Annotated in this window: 17 protein-coding genes; 7 read left to right on the top strand and 10 right to left on the bottom strand. The window is 58.8% G+C overall.

Annotation, left to right across the window (positions count from 1 at the left end; translation table 11 throughout):
- Positions 1–61: 61 nt before the first annotated feature.
- The 4 genes from ACVDHI_RS02365 to ACVDHI_RS02350 form a co-directional block, all read right to left on the bottom strand.
- Entirely contained in the window at positions 62–1,120 is a 1,059-nt protein-coding gene (locus ACVDHI_RS02365; RefSeq protein WP_447211643.1) for an OmpA family protein, read from the bottom strand.
- Between the two features lie 219 nt (positions 1,121–1,339).
- On the bottom strand, positions 1,340–2,341 hold the full coding sequence (gene ompA / locus ACVDHI_RS02360) for a porin OmpA (RefSeq protein WP_039039303.1): 1,002 nt from the start codon (positions 2,339–2,341) through the stop codon (positions 1,340–1,342).
- Between the two features lie 411 nt (positions 2,342–2,752).
- Complete coding sequence (gene ompA, locus ACVDHI_RS02355) at positions 2,753–3,772, bottom strand: porin OmpA (protein WP_010673501.1); 1,020 nt, start codon at positions 3,770–3,772, stop codon at positions 2,753–2,755.
- Between the two features lie 305 nt (positions 3,773–4,077).
- Positions 4,078–4,665, bottom strand: a complete 588-nt coding sequence (locus ACVDHI_RS02350; protein WP_201894438.1) for a hypothetical protein — start codon at positions 4,663–4,665, stop codon at positions 4,078–4,080.
- A 258-nt stretch (positions 4,666–4,923) separates the two neighbouring features.
- Between ACVDHI_RS02350 and ACVDHI_RS02345 the strand changes: the two genes are divergently transcribed.
- Entirely contained in the window at positions 4,924–5,190 is a 267-nt protein-coding gene (locus tag ACVDHI_RS02345; protein WP_010673503.1) for a helix-turn-helix domain-containing protein, read from the top strand.
- A gap of 195 nt (positions 5,191–5,385) precedes the next feature.
- Positions 5,386–6,747, top strand: a complete 1,362-nt coding sequence (locus ACVDHI_RS02340; protein WP_447211642.1) for a sodium-dependent transporter — start codon at positions 5,386–5,388, stop codon at positions 6,745–6,747.
- Between the two features lie 65 nt (positions 6,748–6,812).
- Here ACVDHI_RS02340 and rssA read toward each other — a convergent pair whose 3' ends face one another.
- Both rssA and ACVDHI_RS02330 read right to left on the bottom strand, forming a co-directional pair.
- The gene (rssA, locus tag ACVDHI_RS02335; RefSeq protein WP_029313973.1) at positions 6,813–7,682 is read right to left on the bottom strand and encodes a patatin-like phospholipase RssA; all 870 of its coding nucleotides are present in this window, start codon (positions 7,680–7,682) and stop codon (positions 6,813–6,815) included.
- Positions 7,683–7,716: 34 nt separating this feature from the next.
- Positions 7,717–9,273 (bottom strand): sensor domain-containing diguanylate cyclase, encoded by a 1,557-nt coding sequence (locus tag ACVDHI_RS02330; protein ID WP_447211641.1) that lies wholly within the window; start codon positions 9,271–9,273, stop codon positions 7,717–7,719.
- 210 nt (positions 9,274–9,483) lie between these two features.
- Here ACVDHI_RS02330 and ACVDHI_RS02325 point away from each other — a divergent pair, with 210 nt between their 5' ends.
- The 3 genes from ACVDHI_RS02325 to ACVDHI_RS02315 all read left to right on the top strand — a co-directional run bounded on the left by ACVDHI_RS02325 (position 9,484) and on the right by ACVDHI_RS02315 (position 16,290).
- A complete protein-coding gene (locus ACVDHI_RS02325) occupies positions 9,484–10,536 on the top strand; it encodes an efflux RND transporter periplasmic adaptor subunit (RefSeq protein ID WP_039039307.1) in 1,053 nt (350 codons plus the stop codon).
- Positions 10,536–13,688: an efflux RND transporter permease subunit gene (locus ACVDHI_RS02320; protein ID WP_042864225.1), complete on the top strand. Its 3,153-nt coding sequence runs from the start codon at positions 10,536–10,538 to the stop codon at positions 13,686–13,688. The genes ACVDHI_RS02325 and ACVDHI_RS02320 overlap by 1 nt, the downstream gene beginning before the upstream one ends.
- A gap of 196 nt (positions 13,689–13,884) precedes the next feature.
- A complete protein-coding gene (locus ACVDHI_RS02315) occupies positions 13,885–16,290 on the top strand; it encodes a YgiQ family radical SAM protein (protein WP_447211640.1) in 2,406 nt (801 codons plus the stop codon).
- 54 nt (positions 16,291–16,344) lie between these two features.
- On the opposite strand, the gene ACVDHI_RS02310 is transcribed toward ACVDHI_RS02315, so the two are convergent.
- Positions 16,345–18,120, bottom strand: coding sequence for a retron Ec67 family RNA-directed DNA polymerase/endonuclease (locus ACVDHI_RS02310; protein WP_447211639.1), 1,776 nt, complete (start codon positions 18,118–18,120; stop codon positions 16,345–16,347).
- Between the two features lie 657 nt (positions 18,121–18,777).
- Between ACVDHI_RS02310 and ACVDHI_RS02305 the strand changes: the two genes are divergently transcribed.
- Entirely contained in the window at positions 18,778–19,728 is a 951-nt protein-coding gene (locus ACVDHI_RS02305) for a transposase (RefSeq protein ID WP_447211638.1), read from the top strand.
- A 670-nt stretch (positions 19,729–20,398) separates the two neighbouring features.
- Here ACVDHI_RS02305 and ACVDHI_RS02300 read toward each other — a convergent pair.
- From ACVDHI_RS02300 to ACVDHI_RS02290, 3 genes are read right to left on the bottom strand one after another with little or no spacing between them, the layout of a single operon-like run.
- Positions 20,399–21,232: a hypothetical protein gene (locus ACVDHI_RS02300; protein ID WP_042017295.1), complete on the bottom strand. Its 834-nt coding sequence runs from the start codon at positions 21,230–21,232 to the stop codon at positions 20,399–20,401.
- Positions 21,233–21,234: 2 nt separating this feature from the next.
- Positions 21,235–22,830 carry a hypothetical protein gene (locus ACVDHI_RS02295; protein WP_161469719.1) on the bottom strand — a complete coding sequence of 532 codons (1,596 nt, stop codon included), beginning with the start codon at positions 22,828–22,830 and terminating at the stop codon, positions 21,235–21,237.
- Between the two features lie 17 nt (positions 22,831–22,847).
- Positions 22,848–24,386 carry an OmpA family protein gene (locus ACVDHI_RS02290; protein WP_167825447.1) on the bottom strand — a complete coding sequence of 513 codons (1,539 nt, stop codon included), beginning with the start codon at positions 24,384–24,386 and terminating at the stop codon, positions 22,848–22,850.
- Between the two features lie 634 nt (positions 24,387–25,020).
- Here ACVDHI_RS02290 and ACVDHI_RS02285 point away from each other — a divergent pair.
- On the top strand, positions 25,021–25,248 hold the full coding sequence (locus ACVDHI_RS02285; protein WP_010673513.1) for a hypothetical protein: 228 nt from the start codon (positions 25,021–25,023) through the stop codon (positions 25,246–25,248).
- The last annotated feature ends 215 nt before the right edge of the window (positions 25,249–25,463 follow it).

Below are 25,463 nucleotides of genomic sequence, written 5' to 3'. Positions count from 1 at the left end.
GACATGTAGAAGGGATGCCTCGGCATCCCTTTTTTGTGCACGGCTGTGAAGGAAGAGGAGGTTATTGTGCCGGTTGCTCGGCGGGGGCGGGCTCGGCAGGATTGCTGACGCCGGTGACCCGGATTTCGACCCGGCGATCCGGGGCCAGGCAGTCGATGAGGGCGGCCCTGGCCTTGATGGCATCACACTGGGTGCCGGTGACCGGGTTGCTCTCGCCGTTGCCCTGGATGCTCACCTTGTCTGCGGGCAGCCCCTTGCCAATCAGGAAGTTGGCGACCGTGCTTGCACGGGCCTCCGACAGTGCCTGGTTGTTGGCATCCGAGCCGATGCGGTCGGTGTAGCCCATCACCACGGCGTTGCCATCCTTGGGTTTGACGTCGACGATCTGCTGGTAGAGGGCGTCGAGTGCCTGCATCCCCTCCGGTTTGAGCTCCGCCTTGCCAAAGGCAAACAGCACATCCGAACTCAGGTTGAAGGTCTGATCCACCGGCTCGGGAGCCGGGGGCGGCGGTGCCACGACCAGAGGCGCGGTCACCGGCACTGCGGCGACGGTGCGATTGGGGTGAAGCACCAGCTCGATGGTGGCGGTACTGATGTCGCTGACCCAGCGTTTGGTCCCGCTGCCCACCTTGTCGTTGTCAGGATCGTCCCCGACTCGCACCATGTAGCGGTAGCGGGTCTGGATGTCTACCCAGTCGCTCAGTCTGGCGGTCAGTCCCAGACCCGCCAGGGGAGCCAGGTTGTCATCTCCCCCGTTGACGGAGTCGACGTGATAGAGATAACCGCCCCCTTCGGCAAAGACAGAGAAGATGTCCCCGAGCGGCAAACGGCCAATGACCGACAGGGTGGCCCCCTTGCTGTTGAAGTCCTGGCCGGCGATATCCCAGTCACCGGTGGAGAGGTAACCGAGTTCGGTCCCCAGGTTCTCGTTGTAGTTGTAGCCGACAAATGCGTTGATGGCGGTCGCGTCCTTGCCGACGTCCTTGCTGAAATCATCGATGTCATGGGCAAAGGCCCAGCCACCTCCAGCCCCCACATACCAGTCGTGAACAGGTGCCGCCTGGGCGGCACTCGTCGCCAATGCCAATGCAATCCACACAGGTTTCAGTCTTATGTTCATCGCGTATCCTCGTCGATGTTGGGTGTTATAGGGCTCCCAGCCCTTTGCTATGTATAGCCAACATTATGTATAGGCGATGTGAGCGCATTAACCATTTAAGTGACGCATCTGTATGGAAAATCGGTGAGACAGGCTGGTGGGCTGCCCGCGCTGGCGGTGCCGTCCGGGCATTAAAAAAGGGGCCGGAATGGCCCCTTTTTGCAACAGGTGGTTGTCCCCTTATTGCTGCACTTCCTGTACGCCGGTGACGCGCACTTCGACGCGGCGATCCGGTGCCAGGCAGGCGATCAGCTGAGCCTTGGCCTTGATACCGTCACACTGGGTGCCGGTGACCGGGTTGGCTTCACCACGACCTTCTATGGATACCTTGCCAGCCGGCAGACCCTTGCCAACCAGGAAGTCGGCCACGGTGCGGGCACGGGCTTCAGACAGCTTCAGGTTGTAGGCATCGGAGCCGATGCGGTCGGTGTAACCCACCACCACGGCGCTGCCATCTTTCGGCTGGACGTCGACGATCTGCTGATACAGGGTGTTGAGCGCAGCAGCCCCTTCCGGCTTCAGGGTGGATTTGCCGAAGGCAAACAGCACGTCCGAGCTCAGGGAGAAGTTCTTGTCGACCATGACGGGCTCGGGAACCGGCTCGGGAGCCGGTGCCGGGGCCGGTGCCACATAGGTGGTGCGGTTCGGGTGCATCACCAGTTCCAGAGTGGCGACGCTCATGTCGGTTTTCCAGGTTTTCTGATCGTCACCCAGATCCCACATGTAGCGGTAGCGGGCCTGCAGGTCGATAAGGTCGGAGAGCTTGGCAGTCAGACCCAGACCCGCCAGCGGCGAGGTGCCGTTGTCGCTCTGGCCGTTGCCGTTGACGTGGTTGAAGTAGGCACCCCCTTCGGCGAAGACGGAGAAGATGTCATTCATGGGCAGGCGTGCGATACCGGACAGGGTGGCACCCTGGGTTTTGAAGTCGACGCCATCGACGCCAGCCTTGCCGGCATAGAGATAGCCGAGCTCGGCGGCAAAGTTCTCGGTGAAGTTGTAACCGCCGAACAGGGAGAGCGCGGTGGCGTCCTTGTCAGCATCCTGGCCGAAGGTATCCAGGTCGTGGCCATAGGCCCAACCTGCACCCATACCCGTGTACCAGTCGTCGGCCGCCTGAGCTGTGGTGGTTCCCATGGCTGCAATGGCCAGAGCAATCAGGGTTGGTGCCATTTTCATTTTCATCGTTTTATCCTCGTTGAGTTGCCGTGCTATGGGCGTACTGCGCACTCTTTGTTATACCGGTCGCAGATGACACTTCATGTGCGACACCGTGAGCGGATCACGGACGGCTTGATAAAAAATGGATGGAAACCTGGATTCTCATGAAGCTGTTTCTCCATGGACAACTAACCGGGCACTGAGCACTTTTAATAGTTCATCCAATGTCTTACAAGCGTTGCTACTGTATTCTTTTGAATCAGCGTGATCAAGTTTCTGCACAGATATGCAGCGCCGACACCGGTGTCGCGGGGCCGCAATACGGGGGTAAAGGGGAGAAAAGGTGAGACAGAGAGTGTCGCTGGGGGGAGGAGAGAGACAGCAAAAGGGGATGCCGTGGCATCCCCTTTTTTACGTTACCTGAGCGAAGTCAGATTACTTTTGAACTTCTTGTACGCCGGATACGCGAACTTCTACGCGACGGTCCGGAGCCAGGCAGGAGATCAGCTGAGCCTTGGCCTTGACGCCGTCACACTTGGTGCCGGTGACCGGGTTGGCTTCGCCGCGACCTTCGATGGCAACCTTGCTGGCAGCCATACCCTTGCTGACCAGGAAGTTGGCAACGGTGCGGGCACGAGCTTCAGACAGCTTCTGGTTGTAAGCGTCGGAACCGATACGGTCGGTGTAACCAACAACAACGGCGTTGCCGTCTTTCGGCTGGAACTCAACGATTTGCTGGTACAGAGCGTTCAGGGCTTGCACACCTTCGGCCTTCAGGCTGTCTTTGCCAAAGGCGAACAGCACGTCGGAGTTCAGGGCGAAGTTCTTCTCAACGATTTGCGGAGCCGGGGCCGGTGCTTCTTCAACAACCGGGGCCGGAGCAGGCGCTACGTAGGAAGTACGGAACGGGTGGTAAACGGCTTCCAGGGTCGCAACGCTCTGGTTGGACTTGTAGCGTACGTTGTCGGCGTGCAGGTCAGCCACGTCCCACATGTAGCGGTAGCGAGCTTGCAGATCCAGCGCGTCGTTGACCTTGTAGGTCACACCGGCACCGGCCAGCGGGGATACTTTGGTATCGCTGGTGCCCAGACCGTCGGTGTGGCCCCAGTAGGCGCCAGCTTCACCGAACAGGGAGAAATCGTTGCCCAGCGGCAGACGAGCGATACCAGACAGGGTGGCACCCTGGCTCTCGTAACGGTTGCCGTCGGTGTTGCCACGGCCGGTGTACTGGTAGCCCAGCTCGGAACCGAAGTATTCGTTGAAGTTGTAACCAACGAAGGCATTGGCAGCAGCCGCATCTTCTTCGCCAACGTTCACGCCTTCGATCTTGTTCAGACCGTTGAAGTGAGTTGCACCAACACCGGCGCCGAAGTAGATGTCGTCAGCGGCGTGAGCTGCAGTTGCACCCATGGTGGCCATAGCGATGGCGATCAGGGAAGGAGCCATTTTCATCATAAAATAATCCTCGTTGAGATGGCACGTTGTTCACGTGCTTCGCACTTTGTAATTTATGTAAGCTGCTGGCTCTGTCGACCAACGACGTTGGTGCGAACAGGGATCCTAGATCCATCCAGGAGGCACGTATCTGGGTGCACAAGTGCGCGGGTTGCACTGTCGACAATGCATACTCCGCCACGAACAGCCGACGTCATTCCGATGACGTGGCGCACTTTATGCCCATTTCAAAACATGATCAAGCTCACAGATAAGGGATGGGGCAAATTGTGTCGTAGGGATAACTGGCTGTTTCTTGGGATTTATTAGTGATCCAAGTAGGCGCGATGCAGTTTCTTCTCAAGCTTCATATAAGCCTCAGCCCAAGCGTGCCGCGGGATGGCGTCACCCGCCCTGACCGAGAGGACAGCAAGATAGTCCGCCTCAGTTGCTTCGCACAGCAAGGGTGTGAAACTGAGCAAGAAGTGACGGGCGAGGTAGGGATCGAGAGGCCAGATGTTGAGGATGGCCCGCGCCACGGGCTGGACGGCAGTGGAGCAGATGAAGTGCCGATGACCCGCTTCCAGCCATTGGGCCATCTCGGCGAGGCTTTCTTCCGGCACGATGCCGCCATCGCCTTTCTCCCTGGCAAGCGTCATCGTGTGACCATTGCCCAGTGCCAGGGTGCCGTTTTCTGCTACGACGCCGTCGTGGCTGCGCAGGGGAAGCGTCGCCTGGCCTTCAAGATAGAGGCTGCAGCTGTCCGGGAGGGCCGCCAGCACGGTGGCGGCGTCCCCCTGCATGGCCATGGGCAGCCAGAACGCTTCGGCCCGGGTCTGCAGACCCTGGGCGAGCTGACGGGGGAGGGAGTCCGGGTCGGAATGAAGGCGGGAAATGATGCCGGGAAATGCCATGTTGATGACTCTCTTGGAAATAACCGGCGAATTATACGAGGGATGGCCGGGCAACAAGAAAGGTTTCTTTTCGAGACTGTTTACCTGAGGCGACGCAGCGATTACCATCCCCGAGGTTTGTGAAGGGTTGTCGTCGAAAGACGCTGATTATAGATAGAGGCTCGACCATAACGAGTCCGTTCAAAACTGATACACTTGACTACGAGTCGTCGCGAAAAATAAAGGTGGAGTCAATCCGCCGAACGGAGTATGGAACACATGAATTCAAATATCGTAACTGTTGGCAAGAAGATCCGTCAGATCCGCGAAGCGGTAGGCCTGAGCCGTCCCAAGTTTGCCGATCTGCTGGGCGTCCCCCCAACCACCCTGAAGAACTATGAACTGGGTTACCGTGAAGTCGGAGGCGCCTTCCTGGTTGCCCTGGCCCACCACCCCGATCTGCACAAGTTCACCCTCTGGCTGCTGGCTGACAAGAAAGTCGCCGAAATCGGCCAGATCGGTCCGGACGATATTGCCAAGGCTTGATTCGGTTCAACCTTGATAAAAATGCCGCCCTCGAGGCGGCATTTTTTATTTGTCAAAATGGAAAATTATTTAATTAAATAATGCGTTGGGTGCGGCCAGTGGCGATTTTCACTAAATCATCTTGTCGGGCTGGATTAATCCACAGAACACTCCGACCCTTTTAATTCAGGCGGTGATCCACACAGCGAGACAACGATGAGCCAATCCATTACCAAAGCCAGAGATGGGTTTACCAGCACCTTTGGCGTGCTGGCCGCGACCCTGGGGTCTGCCGTCGGGCTCGGCAATATCTGGAAGTTTCCCTATCTGACCGGTGAGAACGGTGGCGCCGGTTTTCTGCTGGTCTATGTCATCGCCACCCTGCTGGTGGGATTGCCGGTGATGATCTCCGAGATCATGCTGGGGCGCGAGGCCAGGACGGATGCGGTCAGCGGGCTCATCAAGCTGGCTCCGAAGGGGCAACCCTGGTGGCTGATCGCCGCCATGGGGGTGAGCGCGGCCTTCCTCATCATGTCGTTCTACTCCGAGGTGGCGGCCTGGGTGTTTGCCTACATCTTCAAGGCGGCCAGCGGCGAGATCCTCTCCACCGATCCCGCCGTCACGGGTGCTGCCTTCAATTCACTCATCACGGATCCCTTGCAGAGTCTGCTCTGGCAGTGGCTGGTGCTGACCCTGATGGGGGGGATCTTGCTGATGGGGGTCTCCAGGGGGATCGAAGCGGTCACCAAGCGGTTGATGCCACTGCTCTTCATCCTGCTGCTGGTGATAGGCGTGCGCAGCCTGACTCTGCCCGGAGCGAGCGAAGGACTGCATTTCCTGTTCTCGCCGGATTTCTCCAAGGTGACCGCAGGCGTCGTGCTGACGGCCATGGGGCTGGCGTTCTTCAAGCTCTCCATCGGGATGGGCTGCATGATGACCTATGGCAGCTATTTTCGCGATGATCAGCACATCCCTCTCACCACGGTACGGGTGATGTGCGCGGATCTCTTCGTCTCCATGCTGGCGGGGATCGCCATCTTCCCGGCGGTGTTTGCCTTTGGCTTCGAGCCGAGCGCAGGCCCCTCCCTGCTGTTCATCACCATACCCGCGGTCTTTGCCAGCATACCCTTAGGCCACCTCTTCATGGTGCTCTTCTTCGTGCTCTCCGCCATCGCAGCCACCGGGGCCATGCTCTCCATCCTGGAGGTGCCGGTCTCGGTGCTCTCCGAGCGCTTTCACATGAGCCGCACAAGGGCGACCCTGATCAACCTGCTGGTGCTGGGGGCGGTCGGCTCGACCTGTGCGCTCTCGAGCAGCACGCTGGCGGATGTGCAGGTTGGCGGGAAAACCTTCTTCGATCTGTTCGACTTCGTCTCTTCCAACGTGCTGATGCCCCTTGGCGGCATCTTCCTCTGCCTCTTTGTGGGCTGGGTATGGGGATTTGAGCGGATGACGACGGCGCTGACCAATGGGGGCAAGCTGGCGCAGCCCATCCTCAGGCCCCTGTTTTTCATCATCCGCTATGTGTCGCCGCTGCTGATCCTGGTGGTGATGCTCAAGGGGCTGGGGCTGTTCTGAGCCGGGTCGCCCGAAACAAAAAAGCGCCTATTGGCGCTCTTTTTGTCTTTTACCCCGATATGCCTTCATATCAGGCAGAGTCGTGACAGCTCCTCCTTGAGCTGCTCCAGGTTGCGCTCGACACAGGCTTCCCCCTCGTTGATGGCGTCGCTCGCGCGGTGAAAATCCATGATGGAGAGGTTGCCAAGGCGCGGGCAGAGCTGGATCTCGGGGGGATCCCCGGCCATCCGGGCACGGGTGATGCGCTCCTGCATGATGTTGATGGAGCCCGTCATTACCCCCCACATGCCGGGGGTACTGGGTTCGCGTTCGCCCCGGTTCAACCACTGGCTGAGCAGCCCCCCCTGCACGGGCTCGTCCGGTTCGTCGGTCCAGGGCTGGTGCATGTCGGTGTTGAGGTTGACGGCGATCACCACCTCGGCTCCCATGGCGCGGGCCAGGGAGATGGGGACCGGGTTGACCACGGCCCCGTCTACCAGCCAGCGATCCTCCACCCGGGTCGGGGTGAGTAGGCCGGGCATGCCGCAAGAGGCGCGCACACACTGGCGAAGCGGCCCTTCCTGCAACCAGATCTCGCGGCCGGTATCGAGTTCGGTGGCGACGCAGGCAAAGGGCAGCGGCAGGCTTTCGATGGCGGGATCCCCCAGATGGCCGGCGGCGATGCCAAATACCTTGTCACCGCGAAACAGGCCGCCGGAAAGGGCAGGATCGAGCAGCCCCATGACCTGCAGGCGGCTGAAGCCGCGCACCCAGCTCTCCAGCTTGTCCAGTTCACCAGCGGCATAGGCGGCGCCGACAAAGCTGCCGATGGAGCAGCCAGCCACCAGATCCGGCTTGACGCCCAGTCGCTCCAGGGCACGGATGATGCCGATGTGGGCCCATCCTCGGGCCGCACCGCTGCCCAGAGCCAATCCCAGACGGGGTTTTCGTGACACAGTTGCGTCTCCTGACATGAAGTGGGAGTCCAGCTTACTCCGGCTTCTCCTGTCCGTCATCCCGCCACGCTTCGCTGCGATTGCGGCCGTCGGCCTTGGCCTGATAGAGGGCGATATCGGCGCGGCGGATCACCTCCTGCAAGGAGATGGCTGGTGATTGACGACAGTGGCCCAGGCTGACGGTCACCTTCAGCTCGGCCGCGATGGCGCTCCAGGGATGCTCTGCTATGCACAGGCGAAGCCGCTCGGCCAAGGGGGCCAGAGGGATCGCTTCATCGGCGACGAGCAGCAGGAACTCCTCGCCGCCCCAGCGGATCAGGTGGCACTCCCGTGTCAGCAAGGACTGGCAGAGCTGCACCAGACGGATGAGGACCTGATCGCCCACCCCGTGGCCGAAACGGTCGTTGACCTGTTTGAAGTGATCGCAGTCAAACATGATGGCGCCGATGCGTTGGCGGCCTGCCAGGGCCTGGCGGTGTTCGAAGGCATCGAAGTAGTGGCGGTTGAAGGCGCCGGTCAGGGCATCGTGGCGCGACAGGTAGTTGAGGCGCCGGTTGAGGCGCTGGGCACGCAGGCTGGAGACGGTCGCCACCACCAGACAGAAAATGGTGATGAGCGCCGTCGCCGATTGCCACAACAGCGTCTGCAGCAGAGGCAGCAGCGGGATGCGATGGATGAGGGAGAGCGGTGTCTCCGGGATGGGATAGACGAGCTGCAGGGCGCCCTGTTGCCACTCATATTCCGCTGACTGCGCCGTCCTGGCCGGGGGCGGCGCGGTACCGGACTGGCTGCTGGCGAGGATCTGCTGATGGGCGTTGAGCAGGAACAGGGTGCCAATCCGGGGGGCGAGGCGGTGCAGGGTCTGCGCCAGCGTGACGGTCTGGATGTCGATGCTGAGCAGGCCAATGATCTGGCCGCCCTGGGTAATGGGCTGGGAGAGGGTGATCATCTGCCCCCGTCCGGCAAAATCCTGGTAGGGGCGCGAGAGCATGGCGTGCTCCAGGTGGGGATACCTGGCCATCGCCTCCTGCCAGTAGGCCTTGCTGTAAATCACGGGATCGAAGCGAAACTGGCTGGATGGCACCCAGGGATAGAGGTAGATGAAATTGTCCGTACCGGTGAAGTAGATCCAGGCCACGTCCCTGTCCAGCAGCTTGCTGGCCGTGGCGAGCAGGGGGGAGAGGCTGAGGGCGAGATGTATTCTGGCTTGCCGCTCGCTGCCGTCGTGGGGCAGCGGGCCCTGCCCGGTCAGGTTGCCGATGAGGGCGGGGGGCAGATCGACGGGGATGCGATCCAGGTTGATGCCGTGCTCCCCGTCGGATTGCAGCGCCTGATAGAGCTGGCGAGAGAGCACGGACTGGGGATTGCTGCGCAGGCGCTCCTCCGCCTGGCCGCGCATGGCCTCAAGGAAGGTCTCCATCCGCTGGTGCTGGCTGCTGAGCTGAGTCGCGGCGTTGATGGTGTCACGCTTGTTTATCTCGGTAACCTGGCGAAACGCATGTTGCAGGGCGAGCAGCAACAGCAGCAGGCCGAGGCCCAGCAGCAGCCACTGCAATCGGTATCTGGCAAAGGCGGGGGAGGGAATGGACATGGGCGTACCGGAAGATGGCGAGAGTCGGCATCAGTGTAAGGCAGAACCCTGACGCGCGTGCCGACAAGATGCGTTTTTGATGATCTTCTCACCGGACTGTTACGTTTTGTCACATTTATACATAGTCACGGCATAGTCAGGGGGTAACATGGTGCCATCCTTGATGAAGCTATCTCTTCTTCCTCTCTCTTTGACTGCATGGATCTTGTGATGAAAACGCGCGTGTGGCTGTGGCTTTTCCCTCTTCTTCTATTGCTGGCGGCGGGCGCCTGGCATCTGCGGCAGGCTGAACCCGCCAGCAAGCCTGCACCAAGAGAGATCAACATCAGGGCCGAAACCGTCAGGCAGAGTCTGGCCGAGCCCTCCATCAAGCTGGTGAGCAAGCTTGCGGCCAATCGCTCCGTGGCCATCAGTCCCGAGGTGACCGGCCGCATTGCCACCATCGCGGTGAGTTCCGGCCAGCAGGTCAAACAGGGGCAGACCCTGATCGCCCTGGATGCGGGCAAGCAGCAGGCAGAGCTGGCCGAGCAGAGCGCCAGCGTGCGCGACGAGGCTCGCAAGCTGCGGGACATGCGCAAGCTGGTGGCGCGAGGCGCCGTCACCACCTCGGAGCTGGAGGGGCAGGAGGCGACTGTTGCCCAGGCCCAGGCCCGGGTCGATGCGGCCCGTTACGAGCTCTCCCTGCGCACCCTGGCCGCCCCCTTCGACGGCACCGTCAGCCTCATCGATCTCAGCGAAGGAGCCCTGGTCAACAGCGGCGACGTGCTCTTGCATCTGGACGAGCTGGCAAAACTGCGGCTCGATCTGGCGGTGCCCGAGCGCTACCTCTCCCTGCTGCGCCCCGGCATGGCGGTGACGGCAACCAGCTCGGCCTGGCCGGATCAATCCTTTTCCGGCGTGCTGGAGACCCTCGACAGCCGGATCTCCAGCGACACCCAGAACATCAAGGCCCGCGTCATCCTGCCCAACACCGGCGGCCAGCTGCGTCCCGGCATGCTGATGAACGTGGATCTCTCTCTGCCACCCCAGAAGATGACCCTGATCCCCGCCCAGTCGGTGGAGTACGCCGGCGAGCAGCGCTTCGTCTATCGCCTGGAGGCGGACGGACGGGTGAAGCGGGTGCCGGTGGAGCTTGGCGACACCCATGGCGAGGCCGTCTGGGTGCTCAAGGGGTTGAACGTCGGCGATCGCATCGCGGTGGAGGGGCTGGTCAATCTGCGCGACGGCGCCCAGGTACGTGATCTGGGCGAGGTGAAAGGCTGATGTGGCTCTCCGATATCTCAGTACGCCGTCCCCTGGTGGCGGTGGTCATCAGCGCCCTGCTCACCGTGTTCGGCCTGGTGGCCTTCAGCAAACTCACCGTGCGGGAGATGCCGGATGTGCAGACCCCGTCCGTCTCCATCACCACCACCTATGAGGGGGCGGCCCCCGAGGTGATGGAGAGCCAGGTCACCAAGCCCATCGAGGATCAGCTCTCCGGCATCAGCGGCATCAAGAACATCAACTCGGTGACCCGCAAGGGGCGCTCCTCCATCACGGTGGAGTTCAAGCTCGGCTGGAACATGCTGGAGGGCACCTCCGACGTGCGTGACGCCATCTCCCGGGCCAGACCCAAGCTGCCAGACGGGGCGGACGAGCCCATGGTGACCAAGGACAACGGCAACGGGGATGTGGCCATCTGGCTCAACTTCAGCAGCACCCAGATGGATCGTACCGCCATGACGGATTACGCCAATCGCATGCTGGTGGACCCCTTGAGCCTGGTGGACGGGGTGAGCGAGGTGTCTCTCTCCGGGGACCTGACCCAGGTGATGTACGTGCGGCTGCGCCCCGCCGACATGGCTGCCCGCGGCATCACGGTAGCCGACGTGCAGGATGCCCTCAAGCGGGAGAACATCGAGCTGCCGGGCGGCGAGATCCGCAACAACACCATGACCATGGCGGTGCAGATCGCACGGCTCTATCACAGTGCGGAAGATTTTCGCACCCTGCCGGTGAAAACAGCTACCAATGGTCAGAGCATCTATCTGGCGGACATTGCGGATGTGGAGGTGGGGGCCAAGAACGAAGACAGCGCCTATCAGCGCAACGGCCGCGAGAGCCTGGGGATTGGCATCGTCGCTCAATCCACAGCCAACCCCCTGGCGGTGGCCCAGGGCATCGAGAAGAAGCTCGTGGAGATGCAGCGCTTCCTGCCGGAGGGGGCCACCCTTGAGGTCGACTACGACTCCACCATCTTCATCAAGCAGGCCATCGACGAGGTATACGAGACACTCGCCATCTGCGCCCTGCTGGTGGTCGCCGTGCTCTATCTCTTCCTCGGGCAGGGGCGCACTACCCTCATTCCCGCCATCACGGTGCCCGTCTCCCTGATTTCGGCCTTCATCGGTGCCTGGTATCTGGGCTTTTCCATCAACCTCATTACCTTGCTGGCCCTCATCCTCGCCATCGGCCTGGTGGTGGATGATGCCATCGTGGTGGTGGAGAACATCCACCACCACCTGCAACGGGGCGAGTCCCCCTTGATGGCGGCCTGGCACGGCACCCGGGAGGTGGGCTTTGCCGTCATCGCCACCACCGCCGTGCTGGTGATGGTGTTCGTGCCCATCGCCTTCATGGATGGCATGGTGGGGCGCCTCTTCACCGAGTTCGCCATCCTGCTCTCCCTGGCCGTGCTCTTCTCCTCCCTGGTAGCGCTCACCCTGACCCCGGCCATGGGCTCCTGGCTGATGCGTGCCGTGGACAAGCCCAACGCCCTGACCGCCACCCTGGACAAGGGACTTGGCTGGGTGGAGGAGCGTTATCGCCGCGTGCTGGGGGCCGTGCTGCGCCGCGCCGTCTGGATGCCCCTGGTGTTGCTGCTCTGCCTTGGCGGCATTGGCGCCCTCTTTGGCAAGCTGCCCGCGAGCCTCACCCCGACCGAGGACAGGGGCGTGCTCTATGTGTTCGTGAAAGGGGCGGAGGGCACCAGCATCGAGCGGATGAAGCGCAACATGCAGCAGGTGGAGGCCGCCATCCTGCCGCTGCTCGGCAAGGGGGTGGTGCAGGCCATGAGTTTCAGCACCCCGGCCTTCGGGCGCGGCGGCGATCAGACCGGCATGGCCATCATCCAGCTCAGTGACTGGGCGGTGCGGGACGAAACGGCCACCGAGTTTGGCCGCTCCCTGAGCGGTCGCCTCGCCGGCATCCCCGACGTGATGATCCGCACCTTCCAGCCGGGGTTCAGAGGCGGCTCCACCGCGGCGGTGCAGTTCGTGCTGCAAGGCTCCGATTACGGCGAGCTCAACCAGCAGGGGCTGGCGCTCAAGGAGGCAGCGGCCCAAAGCGGGCTGATGCAGAGCCCGGATCTCGATTATGCCGAGAAGACCCCGGAGCTGCAGGTGACCATAGAGCGGGAGCGAGCCACCCAGCTCGGCATTCCGGTCTCCACCATCGCAAGCTCCCTGCAGGCCCTGCTCGGCGGCGTCAGCCAGACCACCTATGTGGACAGGGGCGAAGAGTATGATGTCTACCTGCGCGCCAACCAGACCCAGTTCAACGGCATCTCCGACATCAGCCGCATCTATTTGAAGGCCGCGAGCGGCGAGATGGTGAGCCTCTCCACCCTGGCGACCGTCACCCAGGTGGCGAGCCCCCAGCGCCTCAACCACTACCAGCGCCAGAAGGCGGTCACCCTCACCGCAGACGTGGCCCCCGGTCACACCCTGGGGGAGGCGCTCGACTTCCTGGATGGCTGGGCCGCAGATCACCTGCCCACCGGCATGTCGGTGGATTACGCTGGCGAGTCCAAGGACTATCGCGACAACCAGGGGGAGATGGCACTGGTGTTCGGCCTGGCCCTGCTGGTGGTCTATCTGGTGCTGGTGGCCCAGTTCGAGAGCCTGCTGACCCCGGCGGTGGTGATGATGACGGTGCCGCTCGGCATCTTCGGCGGCCTGCTCGGCCTCTGGCTCACGGGGCAGGAGCTCAGCATCTACAGCCAGATAGGCATGATCATGCTCATCGGCATGGTGACCAAGAACGGCATTCTCATCGTCGAGTTCATCAACCAGCTGCGCCAGCGGGGTGAAGGGTTCGAGGAGGCGATCATCAAGGGGTCGGTGCGCCGCCTGCGCCCCATCTTGATGACCTCGCTCACCGCCATCATCGGCGCCGTGCCCCTGATGCTCTCCATGGGGGCGGGGTACGAGAGCCGGATGGCCGTGGGGACCGTGGTCTTCTTCGGGTTGTCGCTCGCGACCCTGGTGACCCTGCTGGTAGTGCCCGCCATCTATCACCTGATCGCCAGACGCGCGGGGATGACGGGGGCGCGGGACCGACTGGTGGACGAGGTACTGGCCACGGCAACCCCGGCCAGTCCCTCCCCGGTGCCAGGGGCGGTGGCCCCCGAGGGGCGTGACAAACCGGCGGCCTAGCGTGCCGACCCGGATGACAGCAAGCAGGGCGCCAATGGGCGCCCTGCTTGTTGATGAGATCCGAGTCTGTCACGCCGACCTGTCACGCCCGCTCGAAGGCGCCCCTTCCCCTCGCTTTCTGTAGGGGCAAAAAGCCGTCGCCCCCGCCTTGCTCTGCCGGTATAATGCGCGACCCGAATTGTTCCAGGTGGTCAAAATGCAGCCGGTTACCAACCTCTTCTCCTATCCCCGTTACTGGGCCGAGTGCTACGGCACGGCGCCCTTCCTGCCCATGTCCCGCGCGGAGATGGACAAGCTCGGCTGGGACAGCTGCGACATCGTGCTGGTGACAGGCGACGCCTACGTGGATCACCCGAGCTTCGGCATGGCGGTGATCGGCCGCATGCTCGAATCCCAGGGTTTTCGGGTCGGCATCATCGCCCAGCCGGACTGGTCATCGAAAGATGACTTCATGCGCCTGGGCAAGCCCAATCTCTTCTACGGGGTGACGGCGGGCAACATGGACTCCATGATCAACCGCTACACCGCCGACAAAAAATTGCGTCACGACGACGCCTACACCCCGGGGGATGTGGGCGGCAAGCGGCCGGACCGCGCCACCCTGGTCTATACCCAGCGCTGCAAAGAGGCCTATAAAGAGGTGCCGGTGGTCATCGGCGGCATCGAGGCATCCCTGCGCCGCATCGCCCACTACGACTACTGGTCCGAGACCATCCGTCGCTCCATCCTGATCGACGCCAAGGCCGACATCCTCATCTACGGCAACGCCGAGCGCCCCCTGGTGGAAGTGGCTCACCGCATCGCAGGCGGCGAGACCATCGAGACCATGCAGGACATTCGCGGCACCGCCGTGATCCGCAAGGAGCCACTGCCGGGCTGGCGCGGGGTGGATTCGAGCAAGCTCGACCAGATTGGCCGCATCGATCCCATCCCCAACCCCTATATGGAAGGGGCGCCCTGCAGCGATGACGAGGGTACCGCGCCGGTGGAGCAGGAGGCCAAGCCCATCCTGGTGCAGCCCCCTAAGCAAAAGCCGTGGGAGCTGACCTACGTCAAGCTGCCGGCGTTCGAGCGGGTGAAGGAGGACAAGGTGCTCTACGCCCATGCGTCCCGCATCCTGCACCACGAGACCAACCCGGGCTGCGCCCGCGCGCTCTCCCAGGCTCACGGCGATCGCATCATCTGGGTCAACCCGCCTGCCTTCCCCCTCGAAACCGACGAGATGGACGGGGTGTTCGGCCTGCCGTACCAGCGGGTGCCGCACCCGGCCTATGGCAAGGAGAAGATCCCGGCCTACGACATGATCAAGACCTCGGTCAACATCATGCGTGGCTGCTTCGGCGGCTGCTCCTTCTGCTCCATCACCGAGCACGAAGGGCGCATCATCCAGAGCCGCTCGGAAGAGTCGATCTTGAAAGAAATCGAAGAGATCCGCGACAAGGTGCCGGGCTTTACCGGCGTCATCTCGGATCTGGGCGGCCCTACCGCCAATATGTACAAGTTGCGCTGCAAGAGCCCCAAGGCCGAGCAGACCTGTCGGCGCGCCTCCTGCGTCTGGCCGACCATCTGCCCGCACATGGACACCGACCACAGCCCGACCATCAACCTCTATCGCAAGGCGCGCGATCTCAAGGGCATCAAGAAGATCCTGATCGCCTCCGGCGTGCGTTACGACATCGCGGTAGAAGATCCGCGCTACATCAAGGAGCTGGCCAAGTACCACGTCGGCGGCTACCTCAAGATCGCGCCGGAGCACACCGAAGAGGGTCCGCTCTCCAAGATGATGAAGCCGGGCATGGGCAGCTACTACAGCTTCAAGGAGCTGTTCGACAAGTACTCCAAAGAGGCGGGCAAGCAGCAGTACCTGATCCCCTACTTCATCTCCGCCCACCCGGGCACCACGGATGAGGACATGGTGAACATGGCGCTCTGGATCAAGTCCAACCGCTTCAAGCTCGATCAGGTGCAGAACTTCTACCCGTCGCCGCTCGCCAACGCCACCACCATGTATTACACCGAGAAAAACCCGCTGAACAAGGTGAGCCGCCAGGGCGGGGACGTGTTCGTGGTGAAAGGGGAGCGTCGCCGTCGCCTGCACAAGGCGCTGCTGCGCTATCACGATCCGGCCGGCTGGCCGATGATCCGCGAAGCCCTGCTGGAGATGGGCAAGGGTCACCTCATCGGCAACGGCCCCGACTGCCTGGTGCCGCCGGAAGGCCGTGGTGAAGCCAAAGCCGAGCGCAGCCGCAGCAAGGGCCTCAAGCCCGCCCTGACCCGCCACAGTGCCATCACTCACCAGCGCAGCAACGGGGCTGGCAACAAGGTCGCCCGCAGCGAGGCTGGTGCAGCCAATGCCCCGGCAGCCAGCAAACATGGCGGCAAGGCCGGCAATGGCAAGCCGGTGGGCTCCCAGCTCCACAAAGGGGCTGGCAACGGCAAGCCTGCCGCGCAGGGCGCAGGGCAGAGTGCTGGTAAGAGCAAACCTGCTCACAAGGGCAAGGCGCCGACCCGCGCCGGCTCTGCCAAGCCGGGCGCCAAACCCGCCACTCAGGGCGGCAAGCCCGCGGCCAAAGGCAATGGTGCCAAGCGACCGGCAAGGTGAGTTTGCTGATTGAAAAGCGATAGAAATAAAAAGGCGACCGGATGGTCGCCTTTTTTATTTAACCTTATTTTTTTCAATTTGGGTACGATAGTGAATAATAGCCTCTTCCATTCTGGTTAATAATGGCTCAAAACCGGAAAAAGGTATGCTATGCTTTTTGGCCGATACTACTTTGGTCGCAAAAGTATTTTTACCATAGGAGTTTTTAGTATCGGCTTCTTGTTGAGGTGAGAATTTTCGTCCATCAACTTCAATATTTAGTGTTTCATGTGAAAAGAGATTTTCCATGAAGCTATCTCGACCATCAATAAGTGGCGTAAACACTATATATAAGTTTTTCTCAACATGAACAAAAGAAGAATCTTTTATGATTTTATTTGACTCGGCTTTATCCTTTTTTAGTTCAGGGTAGAGAGGTTTATTATTTACAAGATATGAAATTAACTCTGTTGAACCAGAGTCGTTGTCCGCAACAATAATGACCGGTTGCGTTGCTGCTGGAGCTCGATAGTAAGAATAATCAGAACGGTATCTTTCTACAAAACGCTTTAGATAACTTGCTCCACCATATAAATCAAGGAGGTATCTAGTTCTCTTACTGTATTCTAAAAAGTTAACCAGGAGCTCATATTCTTTTTCATCAGTTTTTGCATTGGATAATAAGTCAAATTTTTCAGATAAACGTAGTATGGCTGCCTTGATATAAATGTTATCGGTTTTCCCTTCACATAGTACCGTTGGTTTATTATGGCCGAAGAAATACTTGTAAAATAAAAATCGACTGAAGGTTTTTTCTCTTACATTAAGTTTTTCTCTGTAGTTAAGTCCGTGGTTTCTCAGTGAAAAACGGTTATCTATAGGACCTTTTTCCTTTACGTTATTATATTTATCTATGTAATCAATGAAATTTAATCGGCCATCTAGTTCATAAAGAGTACCCGCAACCTCTTGTCCATTCTGTTCGCATTTTATGTATGAACCAGTTTGGAATAAGCTATGGCACATAGCTCTAGTGATTCTCCAGTAGTCACTTTTTATATTAACTTTTTTGTTTACAACCAAGCCAGTTACATCTTGTCTTGAATCCATTAACTGAACTCTGGTTTTCTTCTCATTTATTGTGAATCCATTATCAGTTATCTCTTTGGAAAGCCTTCTGCCGAGATGAATTTTGTTTTTATCTGCTATTGCAATATCTTTTGGAAATATATTTTCACGTGTTGAAAAGGTTATGTCATCTGCATACCTGGTATATGTACAGCTATTTTTCTTAGCAAGTTTAGCAAGTCGAATATCGACACTATGCATTATTAAATTTGTTATTACTGGAGAGCATGGACTTCCTTGAGGTAAAAAGTTTTTATAGCATGCTATTTGTGCAATAACAGTTGCAATATGTTCATGAAGCTCAAAGTGCTGGTTTTTTATGAAAAAACCTCTCACTCGACCGAAGTTAAATGATCCAAAGAAATCATTTAAATCTAAATTTAAAACATTTTTTTTATGAGTGTGGTTTTTTGCGTTTGTTATTATTGACCGATTTCTAACAAAACCATGAGATAGTTTTGGTGTTATTTTCCTTTCTTTATTTATTTCATCTATACAGTCAAGTAGTAAAGCTGAAAGCCTAGATTGCAAATCTTTTAATTCTTTGTTTGGTGCGTAAATTGTCCTAGGGTCGCCATTGCGTTTAGGTATTTCAAAAGATTTATATTTTAGTTCATCGCTGGTCAAATAGAGGGTTTTGGTAAGAAAGGAGGGGTTTACATCTAGTACTTTTGCAAGCATTCTCTTAGTAGTTGCTTGCTTTAATAAGGCCAGTCTGGACATTTTTTGAAGTTAAAGTGAAGGCTTATGGGCACTCTTATGCACTTATATTCGGAATCGACACTGCGTCAATCCGCCAAATGGCGAGTCCTGTGGGACATTTTTTTCACTGATTGCGAAACACAATCCAAAATCTGCCCATAAGCCGAGGTGGACAATATCGCCATGTAATTTGAAAGTCAATAAGAACTTGTTTTTACTCACAAAAACTGGCCGTTAGATGATGTCGAAAAAGTTATTAATACTTCCTTCTTAAATAAGTTTTTGTGCATGCAGTTTGTTAAAACATATAAAGTACACGCTACCGCCCGTGGATTACAGCTTCCAATATGCCCCATTGACCCGCGTTGGCAGCAACCCATCGCAGCTCAACAGGTTCTGGACGGATATGGTAAGCCAAACGAAGCCGCTTTTACGAGTATCGGAAGTGATACAACCATCAAAACGTTATCGTTTTTTGAACCAGATCATCAAAGCGCATCACCAACTGCAACCAAAAGCGGCTAGGTGACAGTGACTTTGTTATCTTGGCGTCTGGTTCAAAGGGGAGGGCACCATGGTATCTCCCTAAAACATATTGGGAAATCTGGGACACCCACCTTTGTGACAGCGGCGTAGCCCTGTACTTGGCTTGAGGTGTCACTGCCCAGGGGGTGAGCCATGACCATTGCTCGTTCACGTCAAATCAGTTTGCAGGATACGCCTTACTATCATGTGGTCAGTCGCTGTGTGCGGCGGGCGTTTCTGTGCGGGGAAGATGCCCACTCCGGCCAGAGTTACGAGCATCGGCGCCAGTGGGTGGTCGACAAGTTGGGCCAATTGTCGCGACTGTTTGCCATCGGTGTGTGTGCCTATGCGGTGATGAGCAATCACTATCACCTGGTGCTCAAGGTCGAGCCGGATACCGCTGCCAATTGGAGCGAGCGGGAGGTGGCCGAGCGTTGGGCGGCGCTATTCCAGTGGCCGCTGCTGGTACGACGCTGGTATCAGGGGGAATCCCTGATTGAGCCTGAACTCGCTGTGGTGCAACAACTGATAGGGCAGTGGCGGGAGCGGTTACATTCCATCAGCTGGTTTGTGCGGTTGCTCAACGAAAACCTGGCTCGGCAGTCCAATCGGGAAGATGGTTGCAAGGGCCATTTCTGGGAAGGGCGCTTCAAGAGCCAGGTCTTGCTCACCGAATCAGCCCTGCTGGCCTGCATGGCCTATGTCGATCTCAATCCGATACGGGCGGCGATTGCCGACCGGCCCGAGCATAGCGACTACACCAGCCTCAAGCAGCGTTTCGATGGCGAGCAGTCCGCCGCCCCATTGTCGCCGTTGTTGTTGCCCTTTGCGCACGACGCGCGACCCGATAGCCTGCCATATGCCTTTGCGGATTACCTGATGCTGGTGGACTGGACAGGTCGCGCCATCCGAGTGAACAAACGGGGCCATATCCCGGCTTCTCTTGCCCCTATCCTGGCGCGGCTGGGGTTGGACGAGGTGCGCTGGCTCAAGCAAGTGACGCTGTTTCGGCGCCAGGGTATCAGAGTGGTGGGTGACAAAGAGCATTGTCAGCAGTTTGCCTGGCACTGTGGCCAGCGACGGTGTCATCAACCATCCCTTTGAGTGATGAATATTTGTGTCATAACAACGTCCGGTATAGCGCCAGCTCATCACCGGTGTGATCGCATCTGAATTGGCGTCATCGATGCCAAGACATTCTTTTTAATCCCCCGAGTTTCACAAATGCCATCGCACATGCTGGATGACGAGTTGTGCTGGGCGCTGGATGAGGGCTTTCTCCAAAAGATGGCTGTCCTGATAAGGCGGGTTGGGGAAGAGGGGCTATCGGTCCTTTGTCAACAGGCCCTTTCTCACAATGCGGCGACACCGTGGGTGTTGCTTGAGCAGGTGATTTTTGCATCAGTGAAACAGAGTGGGTGATATGGTGCCTCCAATGGAACAATCCGTACACAAAGATGGCTGTCCCAAATAAAAAGGGAGCTTATCTTATGGAACAATCCGTACACAAAGATGGCTGTCCCAAATAAAAAAGAGACCTTATTTTGCTCGGTCCATGGAGAAGGGGGGGAGATGACGACGTCCCTTGGAGATCTTTACGAGAGTCGGCAAATATGGGGATCCACCTTTGGCTCGCATGACCAAACCTGATGCCAAGGGGCGGGTTGGCCGATATCTCGAATGGGGGCAGCGTTGGCAATAAATAACAAGGGCGACCAGTTGGTCGCCCTTGTGTGATGGGCAGAAGCGCGGGCTCTGCCTGTGAAGGTGACGGTTATTGCAAATCCGTGCTCAGGCTGGGGGCGCCGAAGTTCACCAGGGTGGCATGGGAATGCTCGAAGTACTGTGACCAGAAGTCACCGAGTGCATCCATGGTCTTGCCGGAACGATAGGCGTGTTTCACCGCGTCGGTCACCAGCCCGGCGCCCGTGACGTAGACGCGAGCGCCTTGCAGATCGGCAAACAGCCCCTTGCTCTTGGCCTGCTTGAGCTCGTCACCGACATTGAGCTGTTTGATCTTGTTGGTGGCATAGAAGCTGGTGTAATCGGAGTGCTCCAGCATGTCCGAAATGAGGAACACGACGCGGTCATTGACGCCTTGCTCGGCCTTCATATCGTCACCCACCTTGCGCAGCGAGTTCATGATCTCGCTCTTGGGGATGTCCTGGCGGGCATCACGCAGTGCTTTCACGAACTGTTTGCCAAAGCCGTTACGAAAGACCTTGGTCTGCGTCGTCAGGCAGGTGTCCAGGCCGCGCAATTTGCGCATGCTGACATCGTCCCGGATCTCCCCTTCCAGCGGCATATCCAGTTGCCCCGCGTAGGCCAGGCGAAGGTATTCGCCAGGCAAGAAGGCGGAGAAGGTATAGAGCTTGACGCGATCGCCAGCCTGCACGAACCGCTCTATCTGCCCCCAACTGCTGCGTTGCAGATCGTCAGGCATCGGAATGGTCTGGTCGATGATGACCACCAGTTCGCGACCGGTGCCCGCAGGCTTGATGTCGGTCAGGCCATTGCGCTCATAGCAGCTCTGTATGTCGTTACGCTCGGCCGCCAACGCTGCACAAGGCAGCGTCAACGCCAGTAGCAATACCTGGGTGATCTTCACGATTAGGCACTCTGCTTGGTGGGAAAGAGGCCCAGGGTCTTGAGGGCCATCTGCTGTTCACGGATATCACGCAACTGCGCTTCGTCCACCCCCAGTGCGCGGCTGGCTGCTGCCAGACTCTCTTCGGGCAGGCCAGTGACATCATGGAAATCGGCGGCCTTGACGGCAGCGCCGGTCTGGCCGGGGGCGTCAGTGGTGGGCGGGAGAGCCGCCTCTGCCTGCGCAACAGCCGGTTGTACGGCGGGTGCCGGCTCGGCTTGCGCTGCCGGTGCGACCTGGGGGGCCGCCTGAGGGGCCGGCTTGGGCGGCACGGTGCCTGCCTTGTACTCGATAAAGGCCAGGAAATTGCGATGGGCGGATTTCTCCCCTTCCAGCGCCCCCAGCACACCCGAGTTGGTATGGTCACGGCTCGACAACAGGGTCTGCAAGCGGCGGAGCTTGTCATCGGCATGGCTGGCAATGGCGGTGCGTTGCTGGTCCATCGCGTCCAGCATCTCTTCGGCGGTCGCGTATTCGTGTGTCAGACGCCAGGCTGTTTTGGAATGGGTGCCCGCAAAGTGGTATTTGCTGGCAAGCCAGATGCTGATCCCCTGGATGGCGATGTAGATGAGCGACAGCATGACGTAGGTGGTCAGGCTGGCCTCACGGATGGCCTGCATCTTGTCTTCGATGGTGGCCTCTTCCGCCTCGTTGTTGATGGCTTGAGACTCTTCCGGCAGATCAAACGGCGACCCCATGCTGCTGTCACTCTGTGCCGTTGTTTCGGCGCGCATGTTGTTGACCATCTCGGTTTCGATGCTGTCGAGGGTGGCTGAACGCACCACGAAGGCGCCCACGGCCATGCAGGCAACAAACGAAGCACAGACAATCAGCCAGACAAACTTGCGGCTGACACCTGAATTCACGTCTTTCAGGCGGGCCAGCAGCTGCTCGTAGTCAGGTTTGTCAGAGTCCGAGAAGGAGTCTTCCAGATTGATGGCCTTGTTTGCCTTGAGGGTACGGGAGCGTTTTGAGGGCTCTTCCCCTTGCCACCAGTGACGCGCCCGGGCGATCAGGCTGTTGTGATGCAGGGAGTGTCCGGCCACTTCAGCCAGGAATGCGGATGCAACGGCGAGCAGCAGAGCCGTCGCGGCTGCCAGCAGGTGACGGTCATTGGTGGAGGCATCCATGTTCATCCAGCCTGCCAGCACGTAGGCAAAGCCCATTGCCTCGACCAGCACCAGCACCAGCACCAGAGCAAGTACCCACGCCGGGCGCGGGGAGCGGCCGGCCTCTCCTGCCTTGGCAAGGTAGTCGAGGGAGGCGTTGTAGGCATCTGTCCCCTTTAAATGCTTCTTGTATTCGCGGTAGTACACATTTGACAGGGTCACTTCATGGTTGATCCAGCCATCGCCATCGACCGAGGCCGGCTTGCGGGCGAGACGGGCCACTGTGCCGATCAGCGGCAGGCTGTGCCATACCCGGATCAGGAAGTAGGAGACATGCTCCCAATGCCGCCACACCACCACGGCGCTGACGAGGAATGAAACAATGCCAACGGTCAGCATCTGGTTGGCGAGGATCAGCGTCTTGAGCGCTGCCAAAGAAAAGTCTTCCACTAAGTTTCTCCGTTTTCTTATTTGGAATGGGTGGCGGGAATGGGCAGGTACGAAGCCACATAAGCCTCGGAACCTGCCGGGTAGAACAGGGCTCCCTGGCTGACCTTGGCGTTGCCTTTGCTGAACACGAGGTCCATGCAGGACACCGACGCCTTGGGATCGCTGGTGAAGACGCGGTACAGCACCTCACTCTCGCCCTCATAGGTGTTGGCCACCGCCTTGAGGGTCTGGGGCTTCTTCTGATTCGAGGATTTGTAACCCTGAACGACTTGCAGGATCGGTTGACGATCGACCTGGGCGTTGTCACGCAAGATGGAAACCGGAGAGACAGTCACCAGGTGGCCGTTGACGGTATTGGCCCAGACGCGATTGTTATAGCCGGGCATGTACTCCTTGGTGGCATGGCGCGGGAGAGGCTTGTCGTCTGCCATGCTCAGTACCTGGCCTGCACTGCGTGGCTTATCTGCCTCACAGCTCGACATCGGCATGTCGCTTGCGTATGCGCTGCTGATCAGTGCAAAACCACTCGCCTTGGGTTTGATGTTCTGGGCCATGTTCCACTGATAGGTGCCGGCAGGCTTGCCGCCGAAGTCCACTGCGGCCTTGGCATTGGGCAGGGCCTTGGTCGTGCTGGTGTTTGAGGCGCTCTGCTTGGCGGCGGGTTGGCGAGGGGCGGTTTGCGACGTGGCCGCCACCTTGCTTGAACCGCTTGCGGACTGAGCCGCCGGTTTGGTCGCAGCCACACGAGGCTTGGCCGTATCGGAAGCGCCATAACGCAGATAGCGGGTGTTGTTCTCTTCGGATTGGGCCCGCATGACCAGAGCCTGCTCGTTCGCCAGTTCCACAATTTCGACCCGGCGATTCTGACCGCGAAGCAAGGGGTCGCTGTTGTCTGCGATGGGACGCGAAGAACCCGCGCCTTGATAGTAAATGGAAGAGGCCGGGATCCCCGATGCGACCAGGACCTTGCCGACGGCTCGCGCACGTTGCTCGGAGAGTCGCAGGTTGAGTTCTGCAGGGCCGGTGGCGTCACTGTGGCCGACGAGGAGGATACGGCGCTGATCCGAGGCGTCTGCGGCTGCGGGTTTGGCATAGAGCTGGGCCAGTTTCGTGACCACGCGCAGGCCGCTTTCTGTGAGCTGGGCAGAACCACTCGAGAACATGCCGGAATCGGGGATCTGGGCCACAAGGCCGGCGTCCTGAGGGACACCGGTCACTGCGGCTGGCTCGGCAACGGTCAGCTTCTCGGTCGCGATGTTGAGATTCTCTTCCTTTGCTATCCGGTCAAGCTCTTGTAGCCTGGACTGCCACATATAGCCTGCCGCGCAGCCCAGTGCCCCACCGAGGGCAACCCCCGCGACAGCCCCTTTTTTCCCGTTGATGGCGTAGCCCGCAGCCCCTCCTGCAATCATGCCAGCCCCACAAAGCACCGGCATGCCGTAATCCTTGCCGATATCATTGACCGTGGATTTGAAATTCTGCATCTGCTGAGAGCTGCAACCCACGGCGGCAATCAATACACAGCTGAGAGGTGCAAGACGAAACGATTTATCCATAGCGATTCCTTGCCATTTATATTTAATAGCGAGATTCAGACATGCCAGTGAGGCCAGAGAAAAGCGTCTTCGGGTGGAGTGAAATATCGACACTTGCTGATATAAAAGATATTAACGCGGGCTGATGTTTAATATCGGCGCCAGGCGTGCTCATTCTCGCAAGCGGCTGTGTCTGATATGTCCTGAGTGTCAGAAGAGGCAATTATCTATGCGGTTCAATAGGTATCGAGTGGCTATGATAAGCCAAACGAGCCTGATCATGCGAGTGGAAAAGTGATGCAACCATAGGAAAAACATCAACTTTCCAATATCTTTGCCCATCTCCCCGACGCTGAACACAAAGAGGGTTATTGTGACGCTCTTGTGGTTTGTGAAAGGCGCAGGCCGATTATCGCTATTGAGGATGAGGGCTGTTGGGGGAAGTATGTGGTTGCCCCCACTGACAGTGCTGGCGAAATAATGTTCATGGGCAGAATAACGTCTGGCATCCCGTTTATATAATGGATTAATTGTCGATAAATATGTCTGACAACAGTTTATAGACTGGGGCACAGGCAGTGCGAAGCATTGCAAGAGCATTGTTGAACGCATTGTTTGATAATATTGTCGAAAGGGTTTGGTCAGGAGCAATCAGATGGCGATAACAACGCGATCCCGAAGAGAGAAGGTAGGCAGCGGACTCGGGCTGGTGATGGGGCTCATCGCCTTTAACCTGATTGTGCCCCTGCTTCCGGTTGCAACAGAGATGTCGGATATGACCCGGATGATAGGTGCCATGGTCAGCGCCATGCTTTGCGCCGAGCTGGGCGCCAGGATTGGCAAGTGGCGGGATGCCAAAGAGCAGGCCGGATCGGCAGAGTAACTCGACGTGAGAAGAGCGCCAATCGCCCGAGTGCGGCGGTGTGTGCGGGTGTAACAGGCAGGGCGACAGTTGTCGCCCTGCCTGTTTTGCTATCGCGGTTTGCCGCTCAAGCGCCGCGCCGCCGGGGGGCGCTGCGATGGAGGACGGTGGCCAGGGGGTCGCGGGGCGATGCCGCAATGCATCAGAAGGCGCCTGGAGTGAGATGGCGCCAAGGC

It is taken from the genome of Aeromonas sp. 25-248 (assembly GCF_053005425.1).
Note: the sequence above shows the minus strand (reverse complement) of the source record. Positions and strands in the feature narration are given on the sequence as shown.